Origin of the sequence: Roseibium sp. SCP14, assembly GCF_040329475.1 — a bacterium.
GTDB lineage: Bacteria > Pseudomonadota > Alphaproteobacteria > Rhizobiales > Stappiaceae > Roseibium.
This window is the reverse complement of record NZ_JBDZYH010000002.1, coordinates 666,542-693,527: the sequence shown is the minus strand read 5'-3', so window position 1 is coordinate 693,527 and position 26,986 is coordinate 666,542. Positions and strand designations below refer to the sequence as shown.

Below are 26,986 nucleotides of genomic sequence, written 5' to 3'. Positions count from 1 at the left end.
CGGCGATGTCTGAACTGATCAATTGGCTCGAAGCGCTGGGGCTTGGCAAGTACGCCTCAAATTTTGCCGATAATGAGGTCGAGCTTGCTGACCTGGCCGAATTGAGCGACGAAGACCTCAAGGATATCGGACTGCCTCTCGGGCCACGACGCCGGATACTCAAAGCCCTGCGATCGGAAGCAGACTACGAACCCGCAACAGTAGGCGATGACGCTGGCCAATCTGCTGAACATCATGCGACGGCCGAGAGGCGTCAGCTAACCGTTATGTTCTGCGATCTTGCGGGCTCCACGGCGCTATCAACCCGTTTGGATCCGGAAGATTACCGCGAAGCGATGCGCGCGTATCAGGATGTCTGTGCCGGCGTCATAGCCCGTTATGACGGCTATGTTGCCAAGTTCATGGGAGATGGGGTCCTGGCTTACTTCGGCTGGCCACATGGTCACGAGAACGAAGCGGAACGCGCTTTGAGTGCCGGGCTGGGATTGGTGGACGCTGTATCCCAAATCGAGCCTGTCGGAAGCGAGACAGAGCATTTGAAAGTTCGCATCGGCGTTGCCACCGGCCCCGTTGTCGTCGGCGACATAGTCGGCGAGGGAGCCGCGCAAGAGGCCGCCGTAACCGGCGAAACACCGAACCTCGCTGCCCGGCTCCAGGAACTGACCCAACCGAACTCGGTCGTTATCGCCAAGTCCACCCGGCTGCTGGCGGGAGGACTTTTCGATTACGTTTCTTTGGGTAGCAAAACGATCAAGGGCATCGACGAACCCATTGAAGTGTTTCGAGTGACCGGCCAGCGCTCCGTTGAAAGCCGCTATGAGGCAAGAGGCTCTCAAGTTTTGCCAATGGTCGGGCGTGATCAGGAACTGGCTTTGTTAATGGAGCGTTGGACCCAGGTCGAGGGCGGCGAAGGCCAGGGTGTTCTTCTTGTAGGGGAAGCGGGCATCGGCAAATCGCGCATTGTTGGAGGCTTGATGGACAGTCTGACGAGCCAGGCACATACACGCATCCGCTATCAATGTTCACCGTTTCATGCAGGCAGTGCATTTTGGCCGGTCGTGCAGCAATTGCGCCATGCTGCCGGCATTGAAGCCGGGGATGATCCTGCTGCACAGCTTGCGAAGTTGGAAAAGCTGTTGCTGGCAACGCACGCGTCTGAGCAAGACATCTCGCTCCTCGCCGAGTTGCTCGGGTTGGACGAGAGCCCGCGGTATCGACGAATGGACCTCGCACCTCCAGTGCGACGTGAGCGGACATTGGAAGCCTTGATCAACCAACTCACCGAACTGGCCGCGCATCAACCCGTTCTGGTGGTGCTTGAGGATGCCCATTGGATCGATCCAACCACCCTGGAAATGATCGAACGGAGCCTCGATGTCGTTGGGGACTGTTCTGTCCTGGTATTGTTGACCAGTCGCCCGGATAACCAACCCGAACTCGCGGGCCATCCGCATGTCACAAGACTGACGCTCAATCGACTTGGCCGTGCTGGCTTGAAGGACATTATCAAACGATTAGGCGGTGAAGACTTACCGCAAGAGACGATAGAAACCATCATCGCCCGGACCGATGGCGTGCCGTTATTTGTCGAGGAATTGACCAAGGCAGTGCTCGAAACGGGTGAAACCACGATCCCAGCCTCCTTACATGACTCGCTCATGTCCCGTTTGGACCGGTTCCCCGATGTAAAGGAAGTCGCGCAGGCGGCGGCCTGTATTGGTCGCGAGTTCGATTTTGGCCTGCTCGTACAGATCGTTGACCGTAAGGAACCGGAACTGGCATCGGCATTGGATCGGCTCATTGCCGCCGAACTTGTCTTTCGGCGCGGTTCAACAGCGGCAGGCGGCTTCATCTTCAAACATGCTTTGGTTCGCGATGCCGCCCATGAAAGCCTGCTGAAGCGCAAGCGACAGGAACTCCACGGCAAGTTGGTTGACGTACTGGAGCGGCGCGAAGACGTCATTCCGGAGGTTCTTGCCCGCCATGCCGAAGCCGCCGGCATGGCGGAAAAAGCCATCGGGCACTGGTCTGCGGCAGCAGCGCTGGCGATGGATCGCCCTGCCTACAAGGAAGCGATATCCAGTTATCAAGCAGCGATTGATCTTATTCAGGGATTTGAAGAGGGTCCGGAATGGCAGCGCCGGGAACTGGAGCTTCAGGTGAAGCTTGGTCAGGCACTGATCGCAAATCTTGGCTACCAGGCGCCGGCTGCAATGAATGCATTTGAGCGCGCATTGGAACTCGCGGAGGCGATTGGCGAGGCGCAGCTTCTGGTTCCGTGTCTGTTTGGCCTTTGGGCCGGCCGATACATCGGCAACAAGCCGTCTCTGGAAATTGCCGACAGGATGGCAGATATCGTTGCGACAACAGATGACGATGGCGCCAAGTGCATATCCGCCCGCATGCTGGCGCTTGAGCGTTTTCATGAGGCGCAGTACAGCCAATCGCTCGATCTGGTCGAACGGGCGCTCGATATTTATGACGAAAACCGTCACCGTGACCTCGCCCTCGGCTATGCGCATGACCCCCGGGTGGCGGCGACAAACTACAAGGCGTGGAATCTCTGGCATCTTGGATACATGGAGCAGGCTCGGTCGGCAGCGGAAGCCTCGCTGGATTGGGCGTGGGAAATCAATCATCCCAACACGATCGGTCTTTCGCTCTGCTACGGTGTTTGCCTGACGAATATCTGGCTGGGCGATGTCAACCGTGTCAGGCAAGCGGCCGAAGAAACCGTGAGACTTGACGAAGAAAAATCGCTCGCGCTTTGGGGTGCGTGGGGTCGCATTTATTTGGGCTGGGCACTGTCTAAGGGTGTTCCAGGCGAAGGTGTCGAGCAATTGTTATCCGGCCTGGAGGCTGCCCGGCAAATCGGTGCGGTACGGCTGGAAGCGTTCCATTTGAGTCTGGCTGCCGATGCTCAGTCGGCGCTGGGTCGTCACGACGATGCGGACCGGCTGTTTGCCAACGCGTTCGCCGTTCTGAATGAAAGCTGCGACAAGCCTTTTGCCTCCGACATTCATCGATTGCGCGCATTGGCTTATATGCGCAAAAGCGCGGGACTGACCGATGAGGCTCAACGTGAACTTCTCAGGGCAATTGAGATAGCTCGCGGCCAGCAGGCTCTGTCGCTCGAACTGCGCGCAATGTGCGATCTCGCGGTGCTGTGGGCTGAGGCCGGCGAACGCAAAAAGGCACGCGACCGGCTAGAACCATTGCGCGCCCGATTTACGGAAGGGGCCGGAATGCCAGATCTAATAATTGCTGATAAATTGTTGGCCGATTTGGGATGATCGGATCACTGATCGAAGGTCCGCAATACGGGTCCCGAAAGTTGTACGCCCGACGAGGATTCGTTGTACGCTTGCTGACCGGTTTGGGGGGGGGCGAAGTTGCCGTTCAGTACACTCGCAGCGAAGGTCGGTTTGGAGTGAGAGAGGAGACTGTCAGGAGTTGCGCGCTTTCTCGCGGCAAAAAAGAGGCCCCCGGCCAACGTAAAATCAATTCAATTTGTTCAAATAACCTGACGCAGAACCGCTTCCGGACATGGAGAAAAAGACGCCGTTATCGCGCTCAGCGCTGTTTGACTTCTGCCGGACCCTGTTCCTCAGAGCCTCTGCTGTAATGGATACCCCAACCTCAAGATTTGAATGGTGTTCACCAAGGCTCGGATCAATCAGGCCATGCTGGTAACGGTCGACAAGCGCTTCGGGGAGATCAACCAGCCAGAAGTTTTCATCAGACTGGAAGGACAGAAGGATCTTGTACGGGTCAATCCCGTGTTCCTTGATCATCGCCTCAATCAGAACCATGCCGTCATCAGGTGAAAGGCCCATCTCCTCGCGAATGGCCCGGGGGGCTTCTGTAAATCTATAGGCGGGTGGCGCCCTGCGCGGCAGTCGAAAGAACAGTGGTGGCTTTTCAAGCAGGCTGGGGCAGAGAGCACCAATTTTTTCGATGAAGACTTTTCCGACGCCGAAATCGTCGCCAAGAAAGGCAATCATGTGTTCAACCGATTTGAAGGCAATGTGTTCGTGCCCGGCGAATTCGGCGGAATTGGCATCACCGATCCAAACGTCGTTCTGGTAATCGACATCCAAAAGCTTGAATTCACATCCGGTGATCCCGATGCTGAAATTCCATTGGTGCTCAAAAAGACGATCTGTGTCCCCCGGATTGCGCATCAGGATCTTGATCCCGATGACACCAAATGGTGCTTCGCGTGAGATCATCTTTTGAACGGCGCCGTCCTGAATATCAAAGACTGTGGAGGTGTTCCACAAGTCGATGAGATGAGACTGGAACTCTGCGCCTATCGTATCAATCAGTCTCTCAACGCGGCCCTTGCTTGGCGACACATCAGTCTCCGGTCTCTGTCTGGTCACTCATTCTTCCAGACCAATATATGTCATCTGCGCATTGTCGGTAACTCCCCGCCTTTCAAAAAAGCGTACCTGAAAAAGCGCCCCAGATAGCGCCCCTGAAGAGGTTTGGAGAGACCGGCACATAAGATCTTCATCCGACCCACAATGAACGGGCATTCCACGCGCAACTTGTGAATTCAATCCGTCTGCGGTGTAGATCAGCGTTCGGGAGCGAGGGGAAAACGGACACATGTCCGATATGGGGCGCAAAGCAGGCATCAGCAGGACTTGCTGAATGAGACAAAACGCCCTCTCCGTTAGAAGAGGGCGTGAGTTTGATGACAAACCCTTGAAATCGTCGTCCCGGACGGAGCGGAGCGACGAGCCGGGACCGGTGGGCTCTAAGCGGTCGGATTGAAACTCGATAAGATCCAAAGACCTGTGGCTCTCCGATTCCGGCTCTCGCTGCGCTTGGCCGGAATGACGACAAAATTGCCGAGACTTTGTCAGCAGTCTGACGCCCTCTCCGTTAGAAGAGGGCGTTTCGCATTTCTTCTTGAGTTCAGAGTGCGATCAGTCGATCACCGCACCTTCTTCATCCTTTGCCATGTGACGCATGCGGGTCTTGAGGACCTTGCCGAAGATGATCGGCAGGACGAAACCGATGGCCGCCAGCGCCCAGAGCGTGATGGAGAGCGGGCTGTCGACCAGTGTCCACCAGTCGCCATTGCTGATTGTGATCGCACGGCGGAGATTGTTCTCCATGGCGTTGCCAAGCAGCGTGCCCAGAATGATCGGTACCAGCGGCACATCCAGTTTGCGCAGGATCCAGCCGGCGACACCAAAGCCGATCATCACCAGGAGATCGAACGAGGAACCGGAAATACCGTAGATCCCGACGAAGCTGACCATCGCCACAATCGGCATGAGAATGCGCGGCGGCACCAGCAGAACGCGGGTGAACAGGCCGATCATCGGAATGTTCATGGCAAGCAGCATGAAGTTGGCGATGAACAGCGCCGCGATCAGGCCCCAGACCACGTCCGGTTGCTGGGTGAACAGCAACGGACCCGGCGTGATGTTGAGCGCGAGCAGGACCGCCAGAAGAACAGCTGTGGTACCGGACCCCGGGACACCGAGCGCCAGCATCGGCACCAGAGCTCCGCCTGCGGCAGCATTGTTGCCAGCTTCAGGTGCTGCGACCCCGCGAGGGTCACCGGTTCCGAAGGTGTTCTCCTTGTCGACCAGTTTCTTTTCCATGGTGTAGGAAATGAAGGACCCGAGAGACGCACCCGCACCGGGCAGAACGCCTGCGATAAAGCCGAGGAAGCTTGTGCGCAGCATGGTCGGCGTGCAGGACTTCAACAAGGAGAAGCTTGGCATCATCCGGCCGACGGAAACCTTGTGACCGCTGGCATCTGATTTGCCGTGGCGATGTTCAAGGAACAGGAACACTTCCGACAGGGCGAACAGGCCGACGATCGCGACCAGGAAGTCGATGCCGTCGTAAAGGTGCACTTCGCCGAAGGTAAAACGCGGTACACCGGTCTGGGTGTCGACCCCGACGGTGGCAAGACCGATGCCGATGGCCGCTGCGAAGGCGGTTTTCGCCTGATTGGTCGAGGCGACACCTCCAAGCGTGGCGAAGGCCAGAGTGAAGAGGGCGAAATATTCTGCAGGACCGAAGAGCAGCGCGATCTTGACCAGCTGCGGAGCCAGAAGGATCAGGCCCCAGGTTGCGAGAAACGCACCGACAAACGAGGCGACCCCGGAAAGCGACAGGGCTTCACCCGCTCGTCCGTTCTTGGCCATGGGATAGCCGTCGAGGCAGGTCATCATGGCGGGTTCGTCGCCCGGGATGTTCAGGAGGATCGACGAGATACGTCCGCCATACATCGCGCCATAGTAGACCGAGGTCAGCAGGATCAGGGATGGGGTTGCCCCGAGGCCGAGCGTGAAGGCCAAGGGGATCAGGATCGCGACACCGTTTGACGGTCCAAGGCCGGGCAGGGCGCCCATCATGGTGCCGAGAAAGCAGCCGAGCAGCGCAAGCAGCAGGTTCTGCCAGGTCAGGGCGATTGCGAAGCCGTCGGCCAGAGATGCAAGAGTTTCCATGGGGTTGCTCCGTTAAAATCCCAGGGGACCCTTGGCCAGCGAAAGGCCGAGGACGAGGTGGAACACCGCGTAGATGCCGACGGATGTCAGACAGCCGGAGACCACTGATGACAGAGGCCGGGTGCCGAGACGCCAGGTCAGGTAGGTGGCGGCAAGTGCGGTTGCGATCACGAAGCCGATTTCAGGCAGGTAGATCGCGTAAAGGATCATCACCACAATGGCGGCTCCCACTTCCATGAAGCGCATGAAAGACGGCCATTCCGGAGCCTTGTCCGGCTTGATAATGATGACGAGGGATGACAGTCCGAGAACTGTTGCGATGATCAGGGGAAAGGCTTTCGGGCCGACGGCGTCGGAGAGAAAGCTTTCTTCGATGACAAGAGCAGCCCAGGCATATCCGAGTGCGAGGAGAAGCCCGACCACCCCAAAGATGCGGTCGCTCATGGATACCTTCCAGCAAGCGGTCGGCTCTTGATCAGGAGACCGCTTGATAACGTGTCTTCAGATAAGAAACTGGGGGCACACCGTTGGTGCCCCCAATTCCGGACTTGGCAGATTTACTTGATGATGCCGATCTCTTTGGAGATCTGCTGGATCTGCGCGACCGACTCGGCCACGAACTGCTGGAACTCTTCGCCCTGCAGGTCGAGCGGTGCCAGGCCGTTGGCGGCCATGACGCCCTTCCACTCATCGCTTGCATAAAGATCGGAGATCTTGCCGACCCACGCATTATAGGCATCGTCGGACATCTTGCCCGGAGCGTAGAAGCCGCGCCAGTTCGCGCCGATGGCGTCAACGCCCTGTTCCTTTGCCGTCGGGAAGTCGGCAAACTCACCCGGCAGACGCTCTGGAGCCAGTACGGCGATCACCTTGATGTCGCCGCTGTCGACGAAGCCCTTTGCTTCGGAAATGTCACCGGTAAAGGCCTGAACGGATCCGGCAAGCAGCTGGGTAACAGCTTCTCCGCCACCATCGAAGGCGATGTATTTGACCGAGCGAACGTCATCGATACCGTAAGCATTGGCTGCGATCAGGACCTTGAGGTGATCCCAGCCACCGACCGCGGAACCACCGGCGACGGAGACGGAAGCCGGATCGGTCTTGATCTGGTCAAGCAGTTCGGGAAGCGTGTTGATGGGGCTGTCAGCTGCAACGGCAATTACACCGTAGTCGGCGCCGATTGATGCGAGCCAGCGCACCTGGTCCATGGTGTTGCCCGGATAGGCACCCTGGGCAAGACGGGTCGCGGTTGCAGAAGACGCCGCCACGATCAGGTCATTGTCGCTGTCGCGCTTGTTGACGACTTCAGCAAAGGCAACGCCGCCGCCGCCACCGGCAAGGTTGACCACCTGCATGGTCTTGTCGAGCAGCTTGAGGTCCTGAAGAGACTTGCCAACCTGGCGGCAGGTAAAGTCCCAGCCACCGCCCGGGTTTGCCGGAGCGATACACTCGGGATTTTCCGGCTTGAAGTCCGCTGCTGATACGCCAAACGCGGACGCACCAAGCAGTGCTGCCGCCAAAAGCAGGCGGGTCGATTTGAATGCCATGATTTGTTTCCTCCACATGATCAGGCTTTTTCTGGCCTTGGTATCCGTTGGCCCAGCTTGCTGGCCCTCCCAACGGATGTGACTTCAGCCTAGCGCGAAACCCTGTCACCAACCTGTCACCAGGTGTCAGGTCGCTTGCATGCGGGAAAAAGCCGGGGCAAGAGTTTATGCGGGAGGACTAAATCTGTGCGCCTTTTGCTCGTTGAAGACACCTTTGACATGGCCGAAGCGATCATGATCCGGCTTGAGCGGTCGGGCATTGCTTGTGATTTGGCCAAAACGCTGGAGCAGGCACGCGCCTGCCTGGAGGTTCAGCGTTACGACGTTATCGTTCTGGACATCAACCTGCCCGACGGACTGGGAACCGAGCTCTTGAAGGAGATGCGCTCCCGTGCAGATCGCACGCCGGTCCTGATGCTGACCGCTGAGTTTTCGGTCGATGACCGTGTGTCGTCGTTGAATTCGGGTGCCGATGATTATCTTGTGAAACCGTTCGATCACCGGGAGCTCGAAGCGCGCATCCGGGCATTGTTCCGCCGGGAACAGAGCGACAAGGCCGAAGAGCTGAAGCTGGGAAATCTGACGTTCAATGCCTCTGCGCGGGTCGCCAGACAGGGCGACAGCCCGATCAACCTGACACGCCGGGAGTTTTCGCTCCTGGAACTGCTGATCCGCAATCGAGGCAAGACCGTCAGCAAGGAGAGGCTCTTCGAAGGCGTGTTCAGCTTTCAGGACACGGATGTCAGCATGAACGCGCTGGAACTTTACATCGCCCGCCTGCGCAAGAAGCTTTCCGGCTGTACAATCAGGATCGAAACGCAAAGAGGGCTTGGCTACAAGCTGGAAGTTGATGACTGAGTTCATTCGCAGGCTGGCGAACACATCTCTCACGGCCCGTGTTGCACTCGGGATCGCGCTGCTGTTGATGATTGGTGGTGTCATCGTTTCGATTGCCGCATTTGCCTATGGCCGGGAGGCTGCCCGAACTGCCTATGACAGGTTGCTGCTGGGAGCAGCGAACGACATTGCCTCGGCGATCACCGTGCAGGATGGCCGTCCGGTCATCGAGTTGCCCGTTTCAGCCTTCGAACTTCTCGCTTTTGCGCCGGATGACAGGATCGGCTATCGGATCATCGGACCTGACGGTGAAACTCTGACCGGGTACGAAGAAATTACCCTGCCCGAAGGGCGGCGGGAGATCGATGAAGGGTTTTTCGACAGCCGTTTTTTCGACGAACCCGCACGCTACGCTGTCGTCTCCCGGCGCTTTGCGGAACGCACTTTGAACGGCACCGTCAAGGTGGTTGTCGGGCAAACCCTGCAGGCACGCAACTCCATGGCTTATGACATAACGCGCAAGGCGCTCTACGTTCTGGCTGCTTCCGGCCTGGCGATGATCCTGCTTGCCGTCGTTGTCGTCAGGTCCGTGTTGAGACCGCTGGAAAAGATTGCGGGTGGCCTTTCGGCGCGCGACCCGCATGACCTGACCCCTGTTGACACGAGCGTTCCCAAGGAAACCGCTGCCATGATCAACGCGCTTAACGGGTTCATGGCGCGGCTCGACCGGCAGATGAACTCCATGCGTCACCTGATCTCCGACACTGCGCATCAGCTGCGGACGCCGGTGGCGGCGTTGAGGGCCCAGGCGGATCTTTTCACGGACGAGCCGGATATCGGCCGCAAGGAAAAGATCGTCGAACGCATCCAGACGCGCTCCGCCAGCCTCGGACGGCTGCTCGACCAGATGCTCAGTCAGGCGCTCGTCATCCACCGGGGCGACAGCGCACGCCGGGAGTTGGTGGACCTGCGCGATATTGCCCTCGACGTATTTGAGAGCGGTGACCATACGGTTCTCAATCCGGAAGCCGACGTCATGCTCGATATTGGTGATGAGCCTGTCACGGTGCTGGCGGATGTGCCGTCATTGGAGGAGGCCTTGAAGAACCTCCTGAACAATGCGCTTCGCTATGGCCGGTCGCCCGTGCGGATCGGAGCGTCACAGGACGGAGGCGCAGCGGCGATCTGGGTGGAAGATGCGGGGTCGGGGCCAGGTGAGGAGGTTCTCTCCGAACTCGGAGGGCGGTTCAACAAGGACAATCTGTCCCGTAAGGCCGGCTCTGGGCTCGGTATCGCGATTGCGCATTCCGTTGCCGTTTCCTTTGGCGGCGAACTCGTGCTGAAAAAGACCGGCACCGGCCGGTTCAGGGCGGCTCTGGTGTTTTCAGGGGCCGGGGAGACGTTCAAATGAGCAGGCCTGACAGAATCCTGTCCCTGATTTCCGGACTGCTCTTCCTGGCTTCCGGTGGTGCAGCGACTGCGCAGGAAATGGTTGAGATTTTCGGTTCTGAAACGGCCCAGGAAGAACTGGTGCTGCGCTCAACCACCGACATTGCCGTGTTCGGACCAGTGGTGGAAACTTTCCTGAGCACCAGGCCCGATATTCGTTTTCGATATGAGCAATGGGGATCCAACGAGCTCTACCGGCTGACACGGGAGGAATGTCGTGAAAACAAACCGGGCGCCGACATTGTAATCAGCTCCGGCGTTCACCAGATGGTGCAGCTTGTGAATGAAGCGTGCGCCGCGTCCTATCGGTCGCGGTTGACGGAGCAGCTGCCGGCCGCCCTCAACTGGCGCGACGAGCTATGGGGGATCACCCGGGAACCCGCGGTGATGGTCTATAATCGCGAGCTGGTGCCCGACCGGGACATTCCGAAAACACGTTTCGATCTGCTCGATCTTCTGAGACCGTCCAATTCGCCTTATGCTGGGCGCATCGCAACCTATGACATTGAAGAGTCCGGTCTCGGCTATCTCTTTGCGTTTTCCGATTCCCAGGAAGCGTCCACCTTCGGCGCCCTGCAGGAGTCCTTTGGCAGAACACAGGCGATTTCGACCTGCTGCTCTGCGGACATCATCAGAAATGTCGCCGAAGGCAACTATCTGATCGCCTACAATGTTCTGGGGTCGTATGCACAAGGATACCAGCAGACCGACGACCGCATCGGGATTGTTCTGCCTTCGGACTATACGCTCGTCCTTTCCAGGGCGCTGATGATCCCGAAACAGGCGGAAGACATGGATGGAGCGAAGGAGTTTCTGGACTTTCTGCTCTCGCCGCAGGGGACGTTCGCGCTTCGAAACGCCTTGCTGATCAGCCCGCTTTTGGAATCGGAAGACGGTAATGAAGGCGAAGCGCTGAGCCCGACAGCACTCCGGCCGATTGGCTTGTCTCCTTCACTCATGGTCGCACTCGATGCGCTGACCCGCGAGACCTTTCTGAGGCGTTGGCGTTCGACCTTTCCAGGACCGTGATAAGGTCACCGTATGGGTCTGTGCGACTATCGCATTGCCGTTGACCTTTCCGTTCAGGCCAGTGGGATTGGAACGAAGAGCGTGGGATGAAGGATTTCGGAAATGCAGTATGACGCCAAGACCCCAGAGGACTATCTCGACCAGCTCGATAGCGACTGGCGGCGTTCAAAGCTGCTGGAACTGCGGGACCTGATCATATCCGTCGCGCCGGAGTTGAAAGAGAGCATCCACTACAAGATGCTCGGCTATGGAGATGGCACCACTTTCGCCTTTCACCTGAACGCCCAAAGCGGCTACGTAAGTCTTTATGTCGGAAACATCTCCAGGATCGACCCGGCCGGTGAATTGTTGAGCGGCCTAAACCTCGGCAAGGGGTGTGTCCGTTTCACAAAGACGAAACAGGTCGATGAAGGCAGGGTCGGGGAATTCATCGACCGGGCCTACCAGCTGTGGAAGGCCGGGGAGAAAATGGGGTGCTGACGGGAACACCAGAGGGAACAAGCGCTTCAGGTCGCTTGCTCCAGCCTTCGACAGAGGATGGTCCTGCGGACAACCCGCCGCCCGCGGGGACAGGCGGCGGGCATGTTCAAGCGGACACCTTACCAGCTGAACTGTTTGTTCATGGTCAGCTTGAACGTCCGGCCACGAGCCGGATCACCTGCGAGATTATTCTGGTAATCCTTGTCGAAGACATTCTCGACCGAGGCACGTAACTCGTAACCGGCGAGCATGCCTTCCTGCGGTTTCCAGTTGGCGAAGACATCGTGAACGCCATAACCCGGGAACGGTCCCGTTCCGGAACCTGTTTCAATGCCGGTAGCAAACAGTCCACGCCAGCCGAACTCGATGTCCTGTTCGGGAAGACGGCCACCGATTGTCATGGCGAGCGTATCGGCCGGAATTGAGTTCAATGTGTCCCCGGTCTCCTTGTCGATGCCACGCACCAGGCTGTATGCCAGCGTGCTGAAGACGTATCTGGAGTTATAGGCTGCCTCTACTTCAATGCCCCAGATCTCAGCTTCGTCGATGTTGACGTAGTAGGGCACTGCCGTGCTCTGGCCGGTGTCCGGATTGCTGGAGATCAGATCTTTCAGGTCGTTGTAGAATGCAGTTGTCTTGAACTGGAGCCCGTCCTGTTCCTGAAGAATGTCCCAGAATGAAAGGGAAAAACCCGCTTCCACAGCGTTCGACTGTTCTTTTTCCAGGTTCAGGCTTGCCGAGCGGCCGCCGGGATAGCTGCATCGTGGGCCGGGCGTACATGTTCCTGCTGTTGAGAACATTTCGTCCAGGGTCGGCGCACGTTCTGTGTGCGCGACGGACCCGAAGACAGAAATTGTGTCGTTGATCTTGTAGAGTGCCGCGAGTTTGGGTGAGAAGGCGACCTCAAATTGATCGGATGCACCGGAGACGGAGCTGTCCGGCGACAGGTTGATGAAATCGACACGTGTGCCGGGAATGATGGTCAGTCTGTCATTCCAGATGAACTCGTTTTGCGCGAAGAAACCGAATTTCATGTCGGTGCCTTCGGGGTGGAAGCCAATTGCACCACTGTCGGCATCCGCTACACGCGTCTGGTAGGATGCCTGCGTACCGATGGTCAGGAAATTTTCGAAACTTCCGCCGGAATGCTCGAAGGTGTTTTCGATTTTTCCCTGCCAGGTACGGTAGGCGTATTCGGTGTCGTCATATAATTGCGAGCTGGAAGAGGCGTTTGAAGAGTCTTCCTGGTTGATGGTCGTGTCCGAATAGGACAAGTTCACGCTGAGATCGAGAAGCGGATTGCCGGAAGCTGGATTGTCATACCGGAAAACGACCGTCTGGTCGGTAATATCACGATCGATCGTGCCAAAAGCGTCAAACGTACCCGTTTGTGAGTAGTCGGTATCGTCCGCCGTGCTTTGCCAGCGTTGATAGGAGAGGCGGACGGATTGCTCTTCGTTTTCACCAAAATGGTGCACGATTTTGGCCAGGCCTGAAAAGGAATCGAAGGCTGACCCAGAGACCGTTGTACCGTCGCCGGTCTCGTAGTCGTCAGAGCGTCTGTAGATGCCGTTCAGGAGTACTTCGGTTCGTTCGTTGATCCGGCCGGCCACCGTTCCGGAGGTCATGAAACCGTCCTTGTTGGAATCGTACATACCCTTGACGTTGACGGCGACCGTTTCGCCATCCTGCAGGAAATCGCTCGGGTCTTTGGTGGTGAAGTTGATCACACCGCCGATTGCACCGGAACCGTAAAGCGTTGAGGAAGCTGGACCTCGAAGAATTTCAACCTGCTTGTAGAGATCCGGATCGGAGAAAAACGAACCGACGCGATATTGTTCATAAAACTTGTTCGCTCCGTCGACGGTTACGATGATTTTGGATTCGTCCGCAGAACCAAGATCGCCGATGCCGCGAATATTGAAGGACTGGCCTGCCGCCCGGTCACTGCCGATGACTGTTACACCGGGAACTTCCCTGAACAAATCACCGATTGTCATTGCCTGTTCGTCGTCAATGGCTTCCTGATCGAGAACCGTAACGGCCTGCGGTGTATCGATTGCCACCTTGTCGACGCCGCTGCCGATCACGATGCGCTGCAATTTCGTGACAATTTCGCCTGTCGAGGACTCTTCCACGACCGTCTCCGGTGTTTCGGATGCCGGTGTCTCGGCCGTTGTATCCTGTGCGATTGCCTCACCGTTAAAAGCCAATACCCAAAGGGCGACACCACCCATGAGCCGGGTGCGATTGGTTTTATTGAGCCCCATTAAATTCTCCAAGAGTGCGCGTTGACGCGTCCGTCTTGCTGCCCCTCGATCAGCATTTTTTAAACATGAATCAATGACTCAGGTATTGCGGTCAATAAAAAACATGAATATAAGAGTCAAGTATTAGATTGCGGGTTCGAGTGATTTCTTCTTCTTTAGAAGAGTTCAAAAATATCCATACATATCAGAGTGTTAGATGTGTGGTGCAAACTCAACTTGCGACAAGTGAAGTCAATTAGTGAAGGCCGGGCCGATGACCGTCGATCAGAATTCTTCTGAAACAAAACCGAGCGCCGTGGAAATTCGCGAAGCACGAGCTCAAAATCCCAAGATGCGGGAACGGGATCTGGCTCAAGTTCTGGGCATCAGCGAAGCAGAATTCGTCGCGAGTTTTGTCGGTCAGGGCGTTCACCGGATAGAGCCTCGGTTTGAAGACCTGTTTCCCGGCCTTCAAGGGGTTGGCGAAGTCATGGCGCTCACTCGAAACGAGAGCGCTGTGCATGAAAAAGTCGGTCCGTTTGAAAGGTTCATCAACGGAAGAGGCGCTGCCTTGATGTTGGGAGGCCAGATCGACACGCGCATGTTCCCAACCAATTGGGTTTACGGATTTGCAGTTGAAAAGGCGGACGGCAATGATGTGCGCCGGTCCCTTCAGTTTTTCGATGCCCACGGCGATGCGGTTCAGAAAATTCATGCGCGTGCAGACACAGACCTTGCCGCGTGGAACGAGTTGGTCGGTAAGCTCAAGCTGGACAACCAGACGCCCGATGTCCTGCCCGAGTTGACACCTGCCGATCCCTTTTCCCGCAAGCTTCCCGCGGAAGGGGTGGATGAAGTGTTGCGAGAACGATGGCAGGCCATGACCGATCCGCACCAGTTCCATGGCCTCTTGAGAGACCTCGACATAGACCGGGTCAGCGCCTTTGAGCTTGCCGGTGATGCCTGGGCCTGGCCTTTGGACACGGGAGCGGTGCCGGCCTTGCTCAGGCTGGCGGCTCTGGAGAAGATTCCAATCATGTGTTTTGTCGGCAACCGGGGATGCATCCAGATTCACTCCGGTCCCGTTGAAACGGTGATGGACAAGGGCCCTTGGATCAACGTCATGGACCCCAACTTCCATCTGCATCTCAGAACCGATCACATCTACGAAGTCTGGGCAGTGCGTAAGCCGGCCGATATCGGCCACGTGACTTCGGTGGAAGCCTTTAACAGCGATGGCGAACAGATCATTCAGTTTTTTGGTGTGCGAGGTGAAGGCAATGCAGAGCGATCAGATTGGCGAGGTCTTGCTGAAAACCTGCCTCGCCTCGAACGCTCGATTGTCCTGGGAGCAGCGGAATGAGATCCCGGATTTTTTCAAGACCCTGCAGCGTTCTTGCAGCCTGTGCCTTGACGGTTGCCGCGTTTGTGGCACCCAGCAAGCCTCTTTTCGCCGAGGGAACAGCCTCCAACGCTGCCAACCGCATCGTTGCCGTGGGTGGCGCCGTGACGGAAATTGTCTTCGCGCTTGGTGAGGAGGAGCGTCTCGTCGCCCGGGACACGACAAGCAACTTTCCGGAGGAAGCGGCGGAACTCCCCGATGTTGGTTACATCCGGGCGCTGTCGCCGGAAGGGGTCATGTCGGTGGATCCGGACCTGATCCTGATGCTTGAAGGCAGCGGACCACAAGAATCGGTTGACGTTCTAAAGAAGTCCGGCGTGGCGATTGCCGATATTCCGGAAGGTTTCACTGAAGAAGACATCCTGAAAAAAGTCCGGGCTGTCGGCGATGCTCTGGGCGTGCCGGACAAGGCAGAAGATCTGGCCGATCAGCTGAGCGCCGACCTGGAGGATGCAAGAAAGCAGGCGGAAAGCAATTCGACCGAATTGCGGGTGCTCTTTGTTCTCATGGCAAGGGGCGGGCGTATCATGGCGTCCGGAACCGACACGGCCGCCCACGGCATCATTGATCTTGCAGGCGCGCAGAACGCCGTGTCCGACTTCTCCGGCTACAAGCAGTTGAGCGACGAAGCCATTTTGAGCGCTGCACCCGATGTCGTCCTGATGATGCAACGCGGACCAAATCACGATGTCGCGGCGCAGGAAGTCTTCAATCATCCGGCGCTGGCACAGACGCCGGCGGGCCAGAACAAGCGGGTCATTGTCATGGGTGGCCAATATCTGCTGGGGTTCGGCCCGCGCACTGCAGATGCCATACGTGACCTGTCAAAACAGCTTACGGATCTGCGGAGCTGATACGGCGCATGAGCGAAGCAGCGATACCAGTGCGCAAAACGAGAACCGGAAGTTGGTTCGGGATTGCCGAGGCAAGGAATGGAAACCGGGAACAGCTTGCCCGAACGGTGATTGTGGTTCTGGTCCTTGCTACTGGTGCCACCATGCTTGGCAGCCTGGCCATCGGACCGATTGCCATACCCGTGTTCGACATTCTTCCGAAAATCGCGGCGCGTCTGTTCACGCAGATCGAAGGAGCGCCGGCAGGCGTTTCACTTCGCGATTGGGTGGTCGTCATGGACATTCGTCTGCCCCGCGTCGTCCTCGGTGCCCTGGTCGGGGCCGCGCTTGCGGTTTCGGGCGCGGTGATGCAGGGGCTCTTTCGCAACCCGTTGGCGGATCCGGGTATTGTTGGCGTGTCGGCAGGAGCCGGTCTTGGAGCTGCAGCGTTCATCGTCCTTGGAAACACGGTGCTCGGTCCCGTTGTTGCGGTACTCGGGATCTATGCCGTTCCCATTGCGGCTTTCGCTGGCGGCCTCATCACGACGCTTCTGCTATATCGGATCGGAACGCGCGGCGGGATCACATCAGTCGCCACTCTGCTGCTGGCGGGAATCGCCCTGGGCGCCCTGACCGGAGCAATGACCGGCGTTCTGGTTTATGTGGCAGATGACCAGGAATTGCGCGATCTGCAATTCTGGGGGCTGGGGTCTCTGGCAGGTGCCAATTGGGAAAAGGTCTTGTCCGCTGCGCCCATCATCGTGTTGATGCTGGTGAGCGTTCCCTTTCTGGCGCGTGGGCTTAACGGACTGACATTGGGGGAGGCGGCGGCATCACATCTCGGTGTCAGGGTCCAGCGTCTGAAGAACATCAGCATTCTGATGGTTGCCGCAGCCACAGGGGCGTCAGTGGCTGTGAGCGGTGGGATCGGATTTGTCGGCATTGTCGTGCCGCATCTTCTGCGCCTGACCATAGGCCCGGACCACCGGTACCTTTTGCCGGCCGCGGCATTGCTCGGCGCAATCCTTTTGATTGCGGCAGATACGCTCAGCCGGACCATTGTCGCACCTGCGGAATTGCCCATCGGGATCATAACCGCCTTTGCCGGTGCGCCCTTCTTTCTCTGGATCCTGTTGCGTAGACGCGGCTTGACCGGTCTTTAGGGAGTTGTAGATGCAGCACCAGAAAATCGAAGCCGTCGACCCGTCGAATGCCGGGCTTCTTGCAGATCACGTCAGCGTTCGCATCGGCAAGACATCAATCGTCAGTGATGTATCGTTCCAGGCAAATGCTGGCGAAATACTGGCAATCATCGGTCCAAGCGGATCGGGCAAGACGACACTGTTGCGGGCGATGACGGGCGAGTTGTCATACACCGGGCACGTCCTTTTGAACGGGCTGGAAGTAAACAAGCTTCCGCCGGAAGCGCAGGCTCAAATGAGAGGTGTGTTGCCCCAGTTGAGCCAGATCTCGTTCCCTTTGACCGTCTCGGAAGTCATCGGCCTCGGTCTTCTCGACAAACAACAAACGAGACGAGAGAGAATTCTGAGAATTGCAGAAGCGTTGTCGAAGGTCGGATTGGCTGGATTTGAGGGGCGCAGCTATCAGGATCTTTCAGGCGGTGAACAGCAGCGCGTTCAACTGGCCAGAGTGCTCTGCCAGGTCTGGGAGCCGGTGTCTGACGACGGGACGCCGCGATGGCTCTACTTGGACGAACCCGTATCCAGTCTGGACATCAAGCATCAGTACCAGATCATGCGGCTTGCCGCCGACTTTGCCGAAAAAGGTGGCGGGGTTGTCGCCGTGATGCATGATCTCAACCTGACCCTGACTTTTGCGGAGAGGGTTCTGGTGATGCGAAAGGGTGAGACTCTGGCCTTCGGGGCAAGCGAAAAGGTCATGCGGACCGACCTTCTCTCTCGCGCCTACGACTTTCCTTTGACCCTGACCAGATGCGCCGTCGCCGGTGCACCGATCGTGGTTCCCGTTACCGGGCGTTGAGGGAAGGCGGCAGCAACTGTTTCGCCTGCTTGCAAACTTTATAGAAAGGCTGCCTCTCAGATCTCACGAAGCTTCGTGAATGGACCTGATGCCCGAAACCATGGCCGGTGAGTCCCAGACCCTTTCACCAATTGCGCCGTAAGCAACTTCGCCGGAAGGGCTGAGGATATAGGTGACGGGCAGGCCGCGCAAAAACCACTTGCTTGGCAGCTCCGAATTCTGATCCATGAGGATCGGCATGCCTTCATGATCGATCTGATCAAGGAACGAAGCGATCTTTTCGGGTTTGTCGCCGATATTCACAGCCAGAACCGCATAGTCATCAGTGCCCAGTTCCCGGCTGAGACGGGCGAGGGTCGGCATTTCCTTTCGGCAGGGCGGGCACCAGGTCGCCCAGAAGGACACAAGCACTGTCTTGCCCTTGTAATCGCCAACCTGGTGGATCTTGCCTGCCAGATCCGGAATGTTGAGTTCGGGTGTGTCGATCGCGAGTGCAGGTTTTGCCAGTCCAAGAAACTGCAGGTGCGCTTCATCCGCTGCCATTGCAGGAAGACTTGTCGCTGCCAGTGCAGCACAGCCGGCCAGAATTTCCCGTCGATTCAACCTCACCATTTCGAAACCCCGTCGTTAAACTGAACCTGGTCACCTTCAAGCGGGACACCGCTCTCACGTTTGACCGCTGCCACCTAGGTAAGCGGTCCGGACAGTTAGGCAACTTCACGCTTGTTCACATCCCGGGTAGGTCTGAAGCGGGTCGCTGAAATGGTCAGTTTTTCAGAGGCTTGGTCCAGCGAAAACTGAATGGTGTTTTCAGACTTTTGCTGACTCCAAAGCTGGGGCGCTACCATTGTGACCCTGCGCAAAGGATGTGAGCGTTGCCGCAACCCCATTGGAGACAATTTCGTGAGTGGCGTCCGCAAAAGCGGAAAGGAATTCCTGATTTGAACTGAGAGATCCGAACTGCTCAGGCCATTCGATCGGCGCGTTTGAGGTCTTGAACACGCTTTGTGCCCAGGATTTCAATTGTGTGGCATTTTCGTCTTCCAGAAGCAGTTCATTGCCGGCTTCGTCATATCCGAGGCAGTAGCGGCACCAGAGCGCGGTTTCCAGGGACAGGCCGGTTATTGTGCCGCCGTTGTCGAGCCTGTCCTGGATCGCCGGCAGAATGAATTTCGGTTGACGGTTGGAACCGTCGAGGCACAGGCGCGGGATCGTGTCGCCAACCGCCGGGTTGGAAAACCGTTCCATGACCTGTTTCAGGTAGTCTCTGAAATCAACACCGGGGATTTCCGGGACGGTCGGCAGGATTTCCTGTGTTTCGAGCTTGCTCAGATAGGTGCGAATGAGTGGATCTGCCATGGCTTGGTGAACGAAGTGATGGCCAAGAAGGGCGCCCGGGTAAGCAATAGCAGCATGCCCGCCGTTCAGGATACGCAGTTTCATCAATTCGTACGGCGCAACATCGTCGACAAACTCGACGCCGACCTTCTCCAGTGGTGGGCGGCCGGAAGGGAAATTGTCTTCAAGTACCCACTGGCGGAACGGTTCGCAGACAACCGGTGCTGCATCGCGTAAGTCGAACCTTTCGCAAACGAGCGCGCGCTCCCGGTCACCGGTTGCGGGTGTGATGCAGTCGACCATGCCATTTGGAAAGGCGACGTTTTCAGAAATCCAGCGGGCGGCACTTTCCGACAGCGCTCTGGCGTAACCGACCACGGCCTGTTTCGCCATATGACCGTTTTCAGGGAGGTTGTCGCAAGACATGACGGCAAATGGTGCAACACCGCTCTTTTTTCTTCTCAGCAAGGCAGAAACGAGAATGCCGAAGACCGTCTGAGGTTGATCCGGGTTTGCGAGATCCGACAGGATATCCGGGTGGCCGGCATCGAAGCCGCCCGTATTCGGGTCAACAAAGTAACCGCCTTCGGTGATCGTCAGAGATACAATGCGGATTTCAGGTGCACACACTCTGGAGACCAATGCAGCGGGATCGACATCGACAAAGTCGATCATCGCGCCGCTGATCCGCGCGTTCAAACCCGTCGGGTCCAACTCGACAACAGTCGTCAACCAGTCCTGATCCTTCAGTCGTTCCCGCATTACATGGTCATTGGATTTCAGGCCGGCGCCGACGATGGCCCAGTCACTGGCCTCGTTCATCGCAAACAGGCGGTCCATGTAGATGGCCTGATGGGCACGATGAAAATTGCCGACGCCGATGTGCAGTATTCCGGCGGATAGTTTCGACCGGTCGTATTCTGCTGACCGCACGCCTGAGGGGGGCGCTGCAAATGCTTTGTTGTCGAGTTTATTGGTCATTGGTCAGCTCATCCAATTGCCGCCGTCGACGTTGTAAGTCTGTGACACGACGTAGTCCGCGTCGCTTGAAGCCAGAAAGACGGCCATGCCGGTAAGGTCTTCGGCGGTGCCCATGCGACCGAATGGAACGGCAGCCCCGACCTCGGCTTTCTTTTGACCGGGTTTCAATCCTTCGTACCTTGCAAAAAGCGCATCGACGCCGTCCCAGTGTTCGCCATCGACCACTCCTGGTGCGATGGCGTTCACGTTTATGCCGTGTTGAATGAGATTGAGCCCGGCAGATTGGGTCAGGCTGATCACGGCGGCTTTCGTCGCGCAATAGACCCCAACCAAAGCTTCGCCGCGGCGACCGGCCTGACTTGCCATGTTGATGATCTTGCCGCCCTTGCCGCGGGCGATCATGGATCGGGCGGCCGCCTGCATCGTGAACAATGTTCCTGCGACGTTGATGTCGAACAGTCTCTGGTAGCTGTCACGGGTGATTTCGGCGATTGGTGCCAGATCGAACAGTGCGGCGTTGTTGACCAGGATATCGAGGCCGCCTGCCTTTGTCTCAACAGCCGCTATTGCTGCATCGATTGAGGCCTGGCTGGTGACATCAAGTTCAACAGCGTAGGCATTTGGGCCAATTTCGTTTGCGGCTTCCTCCGCGCCAGACAGATTGATGTCGCCAATGGCAACCGTTGCGCCTTCTTCCGCATACCGTGCGGCAAAGGCTTTGCCGATCCCCCGGGCAGCTCCGGTGATCAACGCGGATTTTCCTTCAAGCCGCATCATGCAATCCTCAGGCCCTGATTGTTGAAACGATGGATCTTGCCGGCGTCCGGCGTCAGATAGACAGTGTCGCCGTGACGGAAACCGACTTCACCCGTCGACCGGACGGTGACAGGGTCGCTCAGACCATCCACTTCGACATAAAGAAAAGTGTCCGAGCCCAGATGCTCGGAGACACCGACCCTGCCTGACCATTTGCCTTCACTGCGGGAAACGGAAATGTGCTCCGGGCGGATGCCGATGGTGGCTGCGTCAAACTCGGCCGCAAAGGCTCCCATCATGAAGTTCATTTTCGGGGAGCCGATGAAACCCGCGACAAATCGGTTGCGCGGCGTGTGGTAGAGCTCCAGTGGTGATCCGACCTGCTCGATCACACCGGCCTGCAACACAACGATCTTGTCGGCCATCGTCATGGCTTCCACCTGGTCGTGGGTAACGTAGATCATGGTTGTCTTGAGCGACTGGTGAAGTTCCGAGATCTCCAAGCGCATGTTGACCCGGAGTGCAGCGTCAAGGTTCGACAGCGGTTCATCGAACAGGAATGCAGCAGGTTCGCGGACGATGGCACGGCCGATCGCCACGCGTTGGCGCTGGCCGCCGGACAGCTGACCGGGGCGGCGATCCAGATAATCCGTAAGGTTCAGGACCTTTGCGGCTGCGTCCACCTTGGCGTTCCGGGCGGCTTTGTCGAGACCGGCCATCCGCAACGGGAAAGCGATGTTCTTGCGTACCGACATATGCGGATAAAGCGCGTAGGACTGGAACACCATGGCCAATCCGCGTTTGGCGGGTGGGACCTCCGTCGCGTCCCGCCCGTCGATGTCGATTTCCCCGCTGGTGACGTCTTCCAGTCCTGCGATCAGGCGCAGGAGTGTGGATTTGCCGCAACCGGAAGGTCCGACGAAAACGACGAACTCTCCGTCGTCGATTTGGAGATCCAGGGGCGGAATGACCTGAACGTCCCCGAAACTTTTTGTAATCTGATTGAGTGTGATCTGGCCCATTTCGGGATCTCCTATTTCACCGCGCCGAAGGTCAGGCCGCGCACAAGTTGCTTTTGGCTGAACCAGCCAAGGATCAGAATGGGGGCGATTGCCATGGTCGAGGCCGCGCTCAATTTTGCGTAAAAGAGGCCTTCCGGGCTGGAATAGCTGGCGATGAAGGCGGTCAGGGGGGCTGCTTTCGCCGCTGTCAGGTTCAGGGTCCAGAAGGCTTCGTTCCAGGCCAGGATGATGTTGAGCAGCACTGTCGATGCAATGCCGGGGATGGCCATCGGTGTCAGGATGTAGAGGATTTCCTCCTTGAGCGTCGCGCCATCCATGCGCGCGGCTTCCAGGATTTCCCCGGGAATTTCCTTGAAGTAGGTGTAGAGCATCCAGATGATGATCGGCAGGTTGATCAGCATCAGGACGAGCGTCAGTCCAACACGCGTGTCGAGAAGACCGAGCTCGATGAACAGGAGATAGATCGGATAAAGCACGCCGACCGCCGGCAACATCTTGGTTGACAGCATCCACATGAGGATGTCCTTGGTGCGCTTTGAAGGTACGAAAGCCATCGACCATGCCGCCGGAACACCGATCAAGATCCCCAGAAGGGTCGAGCCGCCGGCAATGATCACCGAGTTCCAGAGATAGCGCATGTAGTCCGAGCGTTCCTGCACGACTGCGTAGTTCTCCAGTGTCCAGTCGAAGAACAGGAACAGCGGCGGGTCGTTGATCGCCTGGGCCTCGGTCTTGAAGCTGGTCAGGATCGTCCAGAGGATCGGGAAGAAGATCAGGAGACCGATTGCCCAGGCGGCAAGGGTGTTGATCGTCTTTCGGCGGGTGGTGACTGCGCGGGCCATTTCGTTCCCTCCTCAGGCGTCCAGGTTTTTGCCGACGATGCGCATCAGGAAGATCGCAACGATGTTGGCGAGAATGATTGCGTAGACACCGCCGGCCGAGCCGAGGCCGACATTCTGGCTTTCCAGCACCCGCTGGAAGATCAGGTAGGTTAGTGTCCGCGTCCCGAAAGCGCCGCCCGTGGTAACGAAGATCTCGGCGAAGATCGCCAGCAGGAAGATCGTCTGGATCAGGATGACGATCGTGATGGCGCGGGACAGGTGCGGCAGAATGATGAAGCCGAAACGCGCCAGAGGCGGAGCGCCGTCCATCTCGGCTGCTTCAAGTTGTTCGCTGTCGAGAGACTGGATGGCGGTCAGCAGAATGAGGGTGGCAAAAGGCAGCCACTGCCAGGAAACGATGATGATGATCGACAGCAGCGAAGCGTCACTGAGCCATTCGATCGGCTGTGCTCCAAAGGCTTGCCACAGATGGGCGAACAGACCGTTGACCGGGTCCATGAACATGTTCTTCCACACCAATGCCGAAACGGTTGGCATGACGAAGAACGGCGCGATCACGAGGATCCGGACAATCCCCTGACCCCACATGGGCTGATCCAGCAGGATCGAAAGCAGCACACCCAGGACGATGGTAATGACCAGTACGCCACCGACGATAACGAGGGTTGTCTGAACGCTTGGCCAAAAGGCGCTGGACGAAACAAACCGGACATAATTGTCAAAGCCCACCCATCCCAGATCACCGCCGCGCAGTGGAAGGTATTTCTTGAAGGAGAACACCAAGGTCATGGTGAGCGGGATGAGCATCCAGCCGAGGAGCAGGAAGACGGCCGGTGCCATCATTATGCGGGCTGCGGAGCGCGAATGCTGGGTCGCCATGGACACACCTTCTCTGTGGACGGTCTTGAGCCGTTGAGTATGGATTATGAGGTGGGTGCGGACAAAAAATCGGGAGGGCGAGCCGATGTCGCCCTCCCAGTCAGGGAGGAGACCCTTAGTAGCCTGCGGCTTCCATTTCTTCTGCGGTCAGAGACTGCGCCTTGGCCAGCGCCTCGTCGACGGACTGTTGACCGGCGAGAGCGGCAGAGAATTCCTGACCAACCTGGGTGGCGATGCCCGCAAACTCGGGGATCGCGACAAACTGAACGCCGATATAGGGCACGGGCTTGACGGTCGGAGCGGTCGGATCAGCTGAGTTGATGCTGTCCAGCGTCATCTTCGCAAAAGGCACCTTGGCGTATTCCGGGTTCTCGTAAAGAGAGGTCCGGGTTCCCGGAGGAACGTTGGCCCAGCCTTCTTCCGCAGCAACGAGCTCCAGATAGTCCTTGGAAGTTGCCCAGTTGATGAATTCCTTGGCGGCTGCTTCTTTCTGCGTGCCGGCGGGAATTGCAAGGGCCCAGGCCCACAGCCAGTTGCCGCGCTTGCCGAGGCCGGTGTCCGGAGCCAGAGCAAAGCCGACCTTGTCAGCGACGGTAGAGTCGTTGGGGTTTGTGACGAAGGATGCCGCGACAGTCGCGTCGATCCACATGCCGCATTTGCCCTGCTGGAACAGCGACAGGTTTTCGTTGAAGCCGTTGGTCGAAGCGCCTGGAGGGCCGGCTTCGTTCATCAGGTCGATATAGAAGGACAGTGTTTCCTTCCACTCGGGGCTGTCAAACTGAGGCTTCCAGTCTTCATCGAACCAGCGTGCGCCGAAGGCGTTGGACGTGGCGGTCAGGAACGCCATGTTCTCGCCCCAGCCAGCTTTGCCGCGCAGGCAGATGCCATAGATCTCGCTGTCCTTGTCGGTCATTTTGCGGGCTGCATCGGCGACGAATTCCCAGGTCGGGGCATCGGGCATTTCCAACCCGGCCTTTTCCATGAGATCGGTGCGGTACATGATCATCGAGCTTTCGCCGTAGAACGGTGCCGCATAGAGCGTTCCGTCAACGGAGAGCCCTCCGCGCATGGCCGGCAGGATGTCGTCGACATCATAGCTGTCCGGCAAATCGTCAAGAGAGACCAGCCAGTTCTGCTTACCCCAGATCGGTGTCTCGTACATGCCGATGGTCATGATGTCGAACTGGCCGCCCTTGGCGGCGATATCCTGGGTGACGCGCTGGCGAAGAACGTTTTCCTCAAGCGTGACCCACTCAACGTCGTGGCCGGTTTTCTCGGTGAAGTCCTTGGTCAGGCCCTGCATGCGGATCATGTCGCCGTTGTTCACGGTGGCAATGGTGATTGTTTCCGCGAAGGCGCCGGACGTGGTGATCAAAGTAAGTGCTGTGACCGCACATAATGCGTTCTTTAAAGACATCCTGTGTCCTCCCTGGCTTGGATGTTGACCAAACCTTGAGGCAATATTTGTCTGGCGTCAAGAAAAAATTAGCGCGCGTAAAATTTCAAGCAGATGCGCGTAACACCAACCGGGCGGCAAACAAGGTTTCCTGCCGGTTATCGAACGTACCTCCGGCCTCGATCAGATTCATCAAAGTGCTGAAAGCGTGGTTTGCAACGGAATCGTAGTCGTGCGCGGCGGTGGTTAATGACGGGCAGGTGAACTTGGAAAACGGGTGGTCATCATGTGAGGCAACTCGAAGGGCGCAGCCTTCGCCGCGCCCGACCCGAAAGCCTTTTTCATAGCAGGCAGACAAGAGGCCGATGGCGAGCCGGTCGTTGCTGCACAGAATTGTGTTGGTTGGAAAGCCGTGCACTTCCAGGATCCGCAGCGCTCCCTCGCGGCCGATCTCTTCGAACGCCCAGCCTTCGCCGTCGATCTTGACCACATGCGGTTCGAACCCGAGCCGGTCCATCATTTCAAGATACGCTGTGCGCCGCTTGTTAGCATTGGGGTTCGCGGGTGTGTTCATCTCGAAGAAGCAGGGTGGTTCACCCGATCGGGTCAGGTACTCAACTGTTTGCGAAACAAAGCTGAAATTGTCTGATCCGACAAAGGCTTCGCCGATACCCTCCAGGTTACTGTCAAACAGAACGGTTGGAACATCCCTGCAGAACTTCTCGATGTATCCCCGGTCCGAAGCCCGGCCGAGCGGGGCAAGCAGAACGCCGGCCGGTTTCATGGAGCGAAGGCTGCCGAGAATGTCATTCTCAAGGCTTTGTTGCCCGTGAGAACTGAACAACGTGGGCCAGTAACCGGCGTCGATGCAGCGCCGTTCGATGTTTCGGGCGATTTCCGCGAAGAACGGATCGGCCAGATAAGGGACGACCACGCCGATGTTCTTGGTCAGCCGCCTGTTCTGGTTGATGGCGAAAATGTTCGGGCGAAAGTCATAGCGCTCAAGGGCCTGCTCAATTCGGTCGCGGGTCGACTGCCGGACGCTCTCCGGATCGTTGAAGTATTTTGAAACGGTCGGTCTGGAGATGCCGCTGACGGAGGCAAACTCCTCCATATTCTTGATTTTTCGATCCGTCATCAGATTGCCTTGACGTTCTGCCTTGTCCTGATCGTTGCCGGTTTGCGTCCGTGGTCCGTGCAAATCGATGTAAACTTTCCGCGTGTAAATTTTTTTGTTTACATTAGAAACTTTTGTTCGGATGGGTCAAGAAGCATCGACGCTGCTCGGAACGGCCGTACTTCAATTCGCACACTTCGAAGCGGAGGAGGCAGCCGGAGGTGGATTTCATCGGTTTTTACCTTGCACAGGCGCAGAGGGGCTGCGCCGGGCAAACCCGCCTGGTCGGTTTCCGGTGTCCGTGAGACAATATTTCAGCAGGCTTTCGCTCTAACTTTCAAAAGGAAAG

The 26,986-nt window shown here is 57.5% G+C and carries 22 protein-coding genes; 9 read left to right on the top strand and 13 right to left on the bottom strand.

What is annotated here, in order from left to right:
• Nucleotides 1–5: 5 nt before the first annotated feature.
• The gene (locus ABLQ08_RS10430; RefSeq protein ID WP_352941515.1) at nucleotides 6–3,293 is read left to right on the top strand and encodes an ATP-binding protein; all 3,288 of its coding nucleotides are present in this window, start codon (nucleotides 6–8) and stop codon (nucleotides 3,291–3,293) included.
• A gap of 207 nt (nucleotides 3,294–3,500) precedes the next feature.
• Here the strand turns inward: ABLQ08_RS10430 and ABLQ08_RS10425 are convergent, their stop codons facing one another.
• From ABLQ08_RS10425 to ABLQ08_RS10410, 4 genes are all read right to left on the bottom strand, one after another.
• Nucleotides 3,501–4,385 (bottom strand): hypothetical protein, encoded by an 885-nt coding sequence (locus ABLQ08_RS10425; RefSeq protein ID WP_352941514.1) that lies wholly within the window; start codon nucleotides 4,383–4,385, stop codon nucleotides 3,501–3,503.
• A gap of 552 nt (nucleotides 4,386–4,937) precedes the next feature.
• Nucleotides 4,938–6,479 carry a tripartite tricarboxylate transporter permease gene (locus ABLQ08_RS10420; protein ID WP_352941512.1) on the bottom strand — a complete coding sequence of 514 codons (1,542 nt, stop codon included), beginning with the start codon at nucleotides 6,477–6,479 and terminating at the stop codon, nucleotides 4,938–4,940.
• A gap of 12 nt (nucleotides 6,480–6,491) precedes the next feature.
• Nucleotides 6,492–6,923 (bottom strand): tripartite tricarboxylate transporter TctB family protein, encoded by a 432-nt coding sequence (locus ABLQ08_RS10415; protein ID WP_352941511.1) that lies wholly within the window; start codon nucleotides 6,921–6,923, stop codon nucleotides 6,492–6,494.
• 113 nt (nucleotides 6,924–7,036) lie between these two features.
• Nucleotides 7,037–8,026: a Bug family tripartite tricarboxylate transporter substrate binding protein gene (locus tag ABLQ08_RS10410; protein WP_352941509.1), complete on the bottom strand. Its 990-nt coding sequence runs from the start codon at nucleotides 8,024–8,026 to the stop codon at nucleotides 7,037–7,039.
• 186 nt (nucleotides 8,027–8,212) lie between these two features.
• Between ABLQ08_RS10410 and ABLQ08_RS10405 the strand changes: the two genes are divergently transcribed.
• From ABLQ08_RS10405 to ABLQ08_RS10390, 4 genes are all read left to right on the top strand, one after another.
• A complete protein-coding gene (locus ABLQ08_RS10405; RefSeq protein WP_352941507.1) occupies nucleotides 8,213–8,884 on the top strand; it encodes a response regulator transcription factor in 672 nt (223 codons plus the stop codon).
• Nucleotides 8,877–10,274, top strand: a complete 1,398-nt coding sequence (locus tag ABLQ08_RS10400; RefSeq protein WP_352941504.1) for a sensor histidine kinase N-terminal domain-containing protein — start codon at nucleotides 8,877–8,879, stop codon at nucleotides 10,272–10,274. The genes ABLQ08_RS10405 and ABLQ08_RS10400 overlap by 8 nt, the downstream gene beginning before the upstream one ends.
• Complete coding sequence (locus ABLQ08_RS10395; RefSeq protein ID WP_352941502.1) at nucleotides 10,271–11,341, top strand: ABC transporter substrate-binding protein; 1,071 nt, start codon at nucleotides 10,271–10,273, stop codon at nucleotides 11,339–11,341. The genes ABLQ08_RS10400 and ABLQ08_RS10395 overlap by 4 nt, the downstream gene beginning before the upstream one ends.
• Before the next feature lie 102 nt (nucleotides 11,342–11,443).
• On the top strand, nucleotides 11,444–11,821 hold the full coding sequence (locus ABLQ08_RS10390) for an iron chaperone (RefSeq protein ID WP_352941499.1): 378 nt from the start codon (nucleotides 11,444–11,446) through the stop codon (nucleotides 11,819–11,821).
• A gap of 119 nt (nucleotides 11,822–11,940) precedes the next feature.
• On the opposite strand, the gene ABLQ08_RS10385 is transcribed toward ABLQ08_RS10390, so the two are convergent.
• Nucleotides 11,941–14,091, bottom strand: a complete 2,151-nt coding sequence (locus tag ABLQ08_RS10385; RefSeq protein WP_352941498.1) for a TonB-dependent hemoglobin/transferrin/lactoferrin family receptor — start codon at nucleotides 14,089–14,091, stop codon at nucleotides 11,941–11,943.
• Nucleotides 14,092–14,344: 253 nt separating this feature from the next.
• Here ABLQ08_RS10385 and ABLQ08_RS10380 point away from each other — a divergent pair, with 253 nt between their 5' ends.
• Genes ABLQ08_RS10380 through ABLQ08_RS10365 form a run of 4 tightly spaced genes read left to right on the top strand, consistent with a single transcriptional unit; the run spans nucleotide 14,345 to nucleotide 18,306 of the window.
• On the top strand, nucleotides 14,345–15,433 hold the full coding sequence (locus ABLQ08_RS10380) for a hemin-degrading factor (protein ID WP_352941496.1): 1,089 nt from the start codon (nucleotides 14,345–14,347) through the stop codon (nucleotides 15,431–15,433).
• Nucleotides 15,430–16,326, top strand: a complete 897-nt coding sequence (locus tag ABLQ08_RS10375; RefSeq protein ID WP_352941494.1) for a heme/hemin ABC transporter substrate-binding protein — start codon at nucleotides 15,430–15,432, stop codon at nucleotides 16,324–16,326. Before ABLQ08_RS10380 ends, ABLQ08_RS10375 begins: the two co-directional genes overlap by 4 nt.
• Nucleotides 16,326–17,468 carry a FecCD family ABC transporter permease gene (locus ABLQ08_RS10370; protein WP_417714912.1) on the top strand — a complete coding sequence of 381 codons (1,143 nt, stop codon included), beginning with the start codon at nucleotides 16,326–16,328 and terminating at the stop codon, nucleotides 17,466–17,468. Before ABLQ08_RS10375 ends, ABLQ08_RS10370 begins: the two co-directional genes overlap by 1 nt.
• A gap of 10 nt (nucleotides 17,469–17,478) precedes the next feature.
• Nucleotides 17,479–18,306, top strand: a complete 828-nt coding sequence (locus tag ABLQ08_RS10365) for a heme ABC transporter ATP-binding protein (protein WP_352941490.1) — start codon at nucleotides 17,479–17,481, stop codon at nucleotides 18,304–18,306.
• A 63-nt stretch (nucleotides 18,307–18,369) separates the two neighbouring features.
• Here the strand turns inward: ABLQ08_RS10365 and ABLQ08_RS10360 are convergent, their stop codons facing one another.
• The 8 genes from ABLQ08_RS10360 to ABLQ08_RS10325 all read right to left on the bottom strand — a co-directional run bounded on the left by ABLQ08_RS10360 (nucleotide 18,370) and on the right by ABLQ08_RS10325 (nucleotide 26,658).
• Entirely contained in the window at nucleotides 18,370–18,918 is a 549-nt protein-coding gene (locus tag ABLQ08_RS10360) for a TlpA family protein disulfide reductase (RefSeq protein WP_417714905.1), read from the bottom strand.
• A gap of 198 nt (nucleotides 18,919–19,116) precedes the next feature.
• Nucleotides 19,117–20,625 (bottom strand): mannitol dehydrogenase family protein, encoded by a 1,509-nt coding sequence (locus tag ABLQ08_RS10355; RefSeq protein ID WP_352941488.1) that lies wholly within the window; start codon nucleotides 20,623–20,625, stop codon nucleotides 19,117–19,119.
• A 3-nt stretch (nucleotides 20,626–20,628) separates the two neighbouring features.
• Nucleotides 20,629–21,402 carry an L-iditol 2-dehydrogenase gene (locus ABLQ08_RS10350; RefSeq protein WP_352941486.1) on the bottom strand — a complete coding sequence of 258 codons (774 nt, stop codon included), beginning with the start codon at nucleotides 21,400–21,402 and terminating at the stop codon, nucleotides 20,629–20,631.
• Nucleotides 21,399–22,403, bottom strand: coding sequence for an ABC transporter ATP-binding protein (locus ABLQ08_RS10345; RefSeq protein ID WP_352941485.1), 1,005 nt, complete (start codon nucleotides 22,401–22,403; stop codon nucleotides 21,399–21,401). The genes ABLQ08_RS10350 and ABLQ08_RS10345 overlap by 4 nt, the downstream gene beginning before the upstream one ends.
• Before the next feature lie 11 nt (nucleotides 22,404–22,414).
• Complete coding sequence (locus tag ABLQ08_RS10340) at nucleotides 22,415–23,245, bottom strand: carbohydrate ABC transporter permease (RefSeq protein WP_352941483.1); 831 nt, start codon at nucleotides 23,243–23,245, stop codon at nucleotides 22,415–22,417.
• Nucleotides 23,246–23,257: 12 nt separating this feature from the next.
• Nucleotides 23,258–24,124: a carbohydrate ABC transporter permease gene (locus tag ABLQ08_RS10335; RefSeq protein ID WP_352941480.1), complete on the bottom strand. Its 867-nt coding sequence runs from the start codon at nucleotides 24,122–24,124 to the stop codon at nucleotides 23,258–23,260.
• A 115-nt stretch (nucleotides 24,125–24,239) separates the two neighbouring features.
• Complete coding sequence (locus ABLQ08_RS10330) at nucleotides 24,240–25,541, bottom strand: ABC transporter substrate-binding protein (RefSeq protein ID WP_352941478.1); 1,302 nt, start codon at nucleotides 25,539–25,541, stop codon at nucleotides 24,240–24,242.
• A gap of 85 nt (nucleotides 25,542–25,626) precedes the next feature.
• Complete coding sequence (locus tag ABLQ08_RS10325; protein ID WP_352941476.1) at nucleotides 25,627–26,658, bottom strand: LacI family DNA-binding transcriptional regulator; 1,032 nt, start codon at nucleotides 26,656–26,658, stop codon at nucleotides 25,627–25,629.
• Nucleotides 26,659–26,986: the final 328 nt, after the last annotated feature.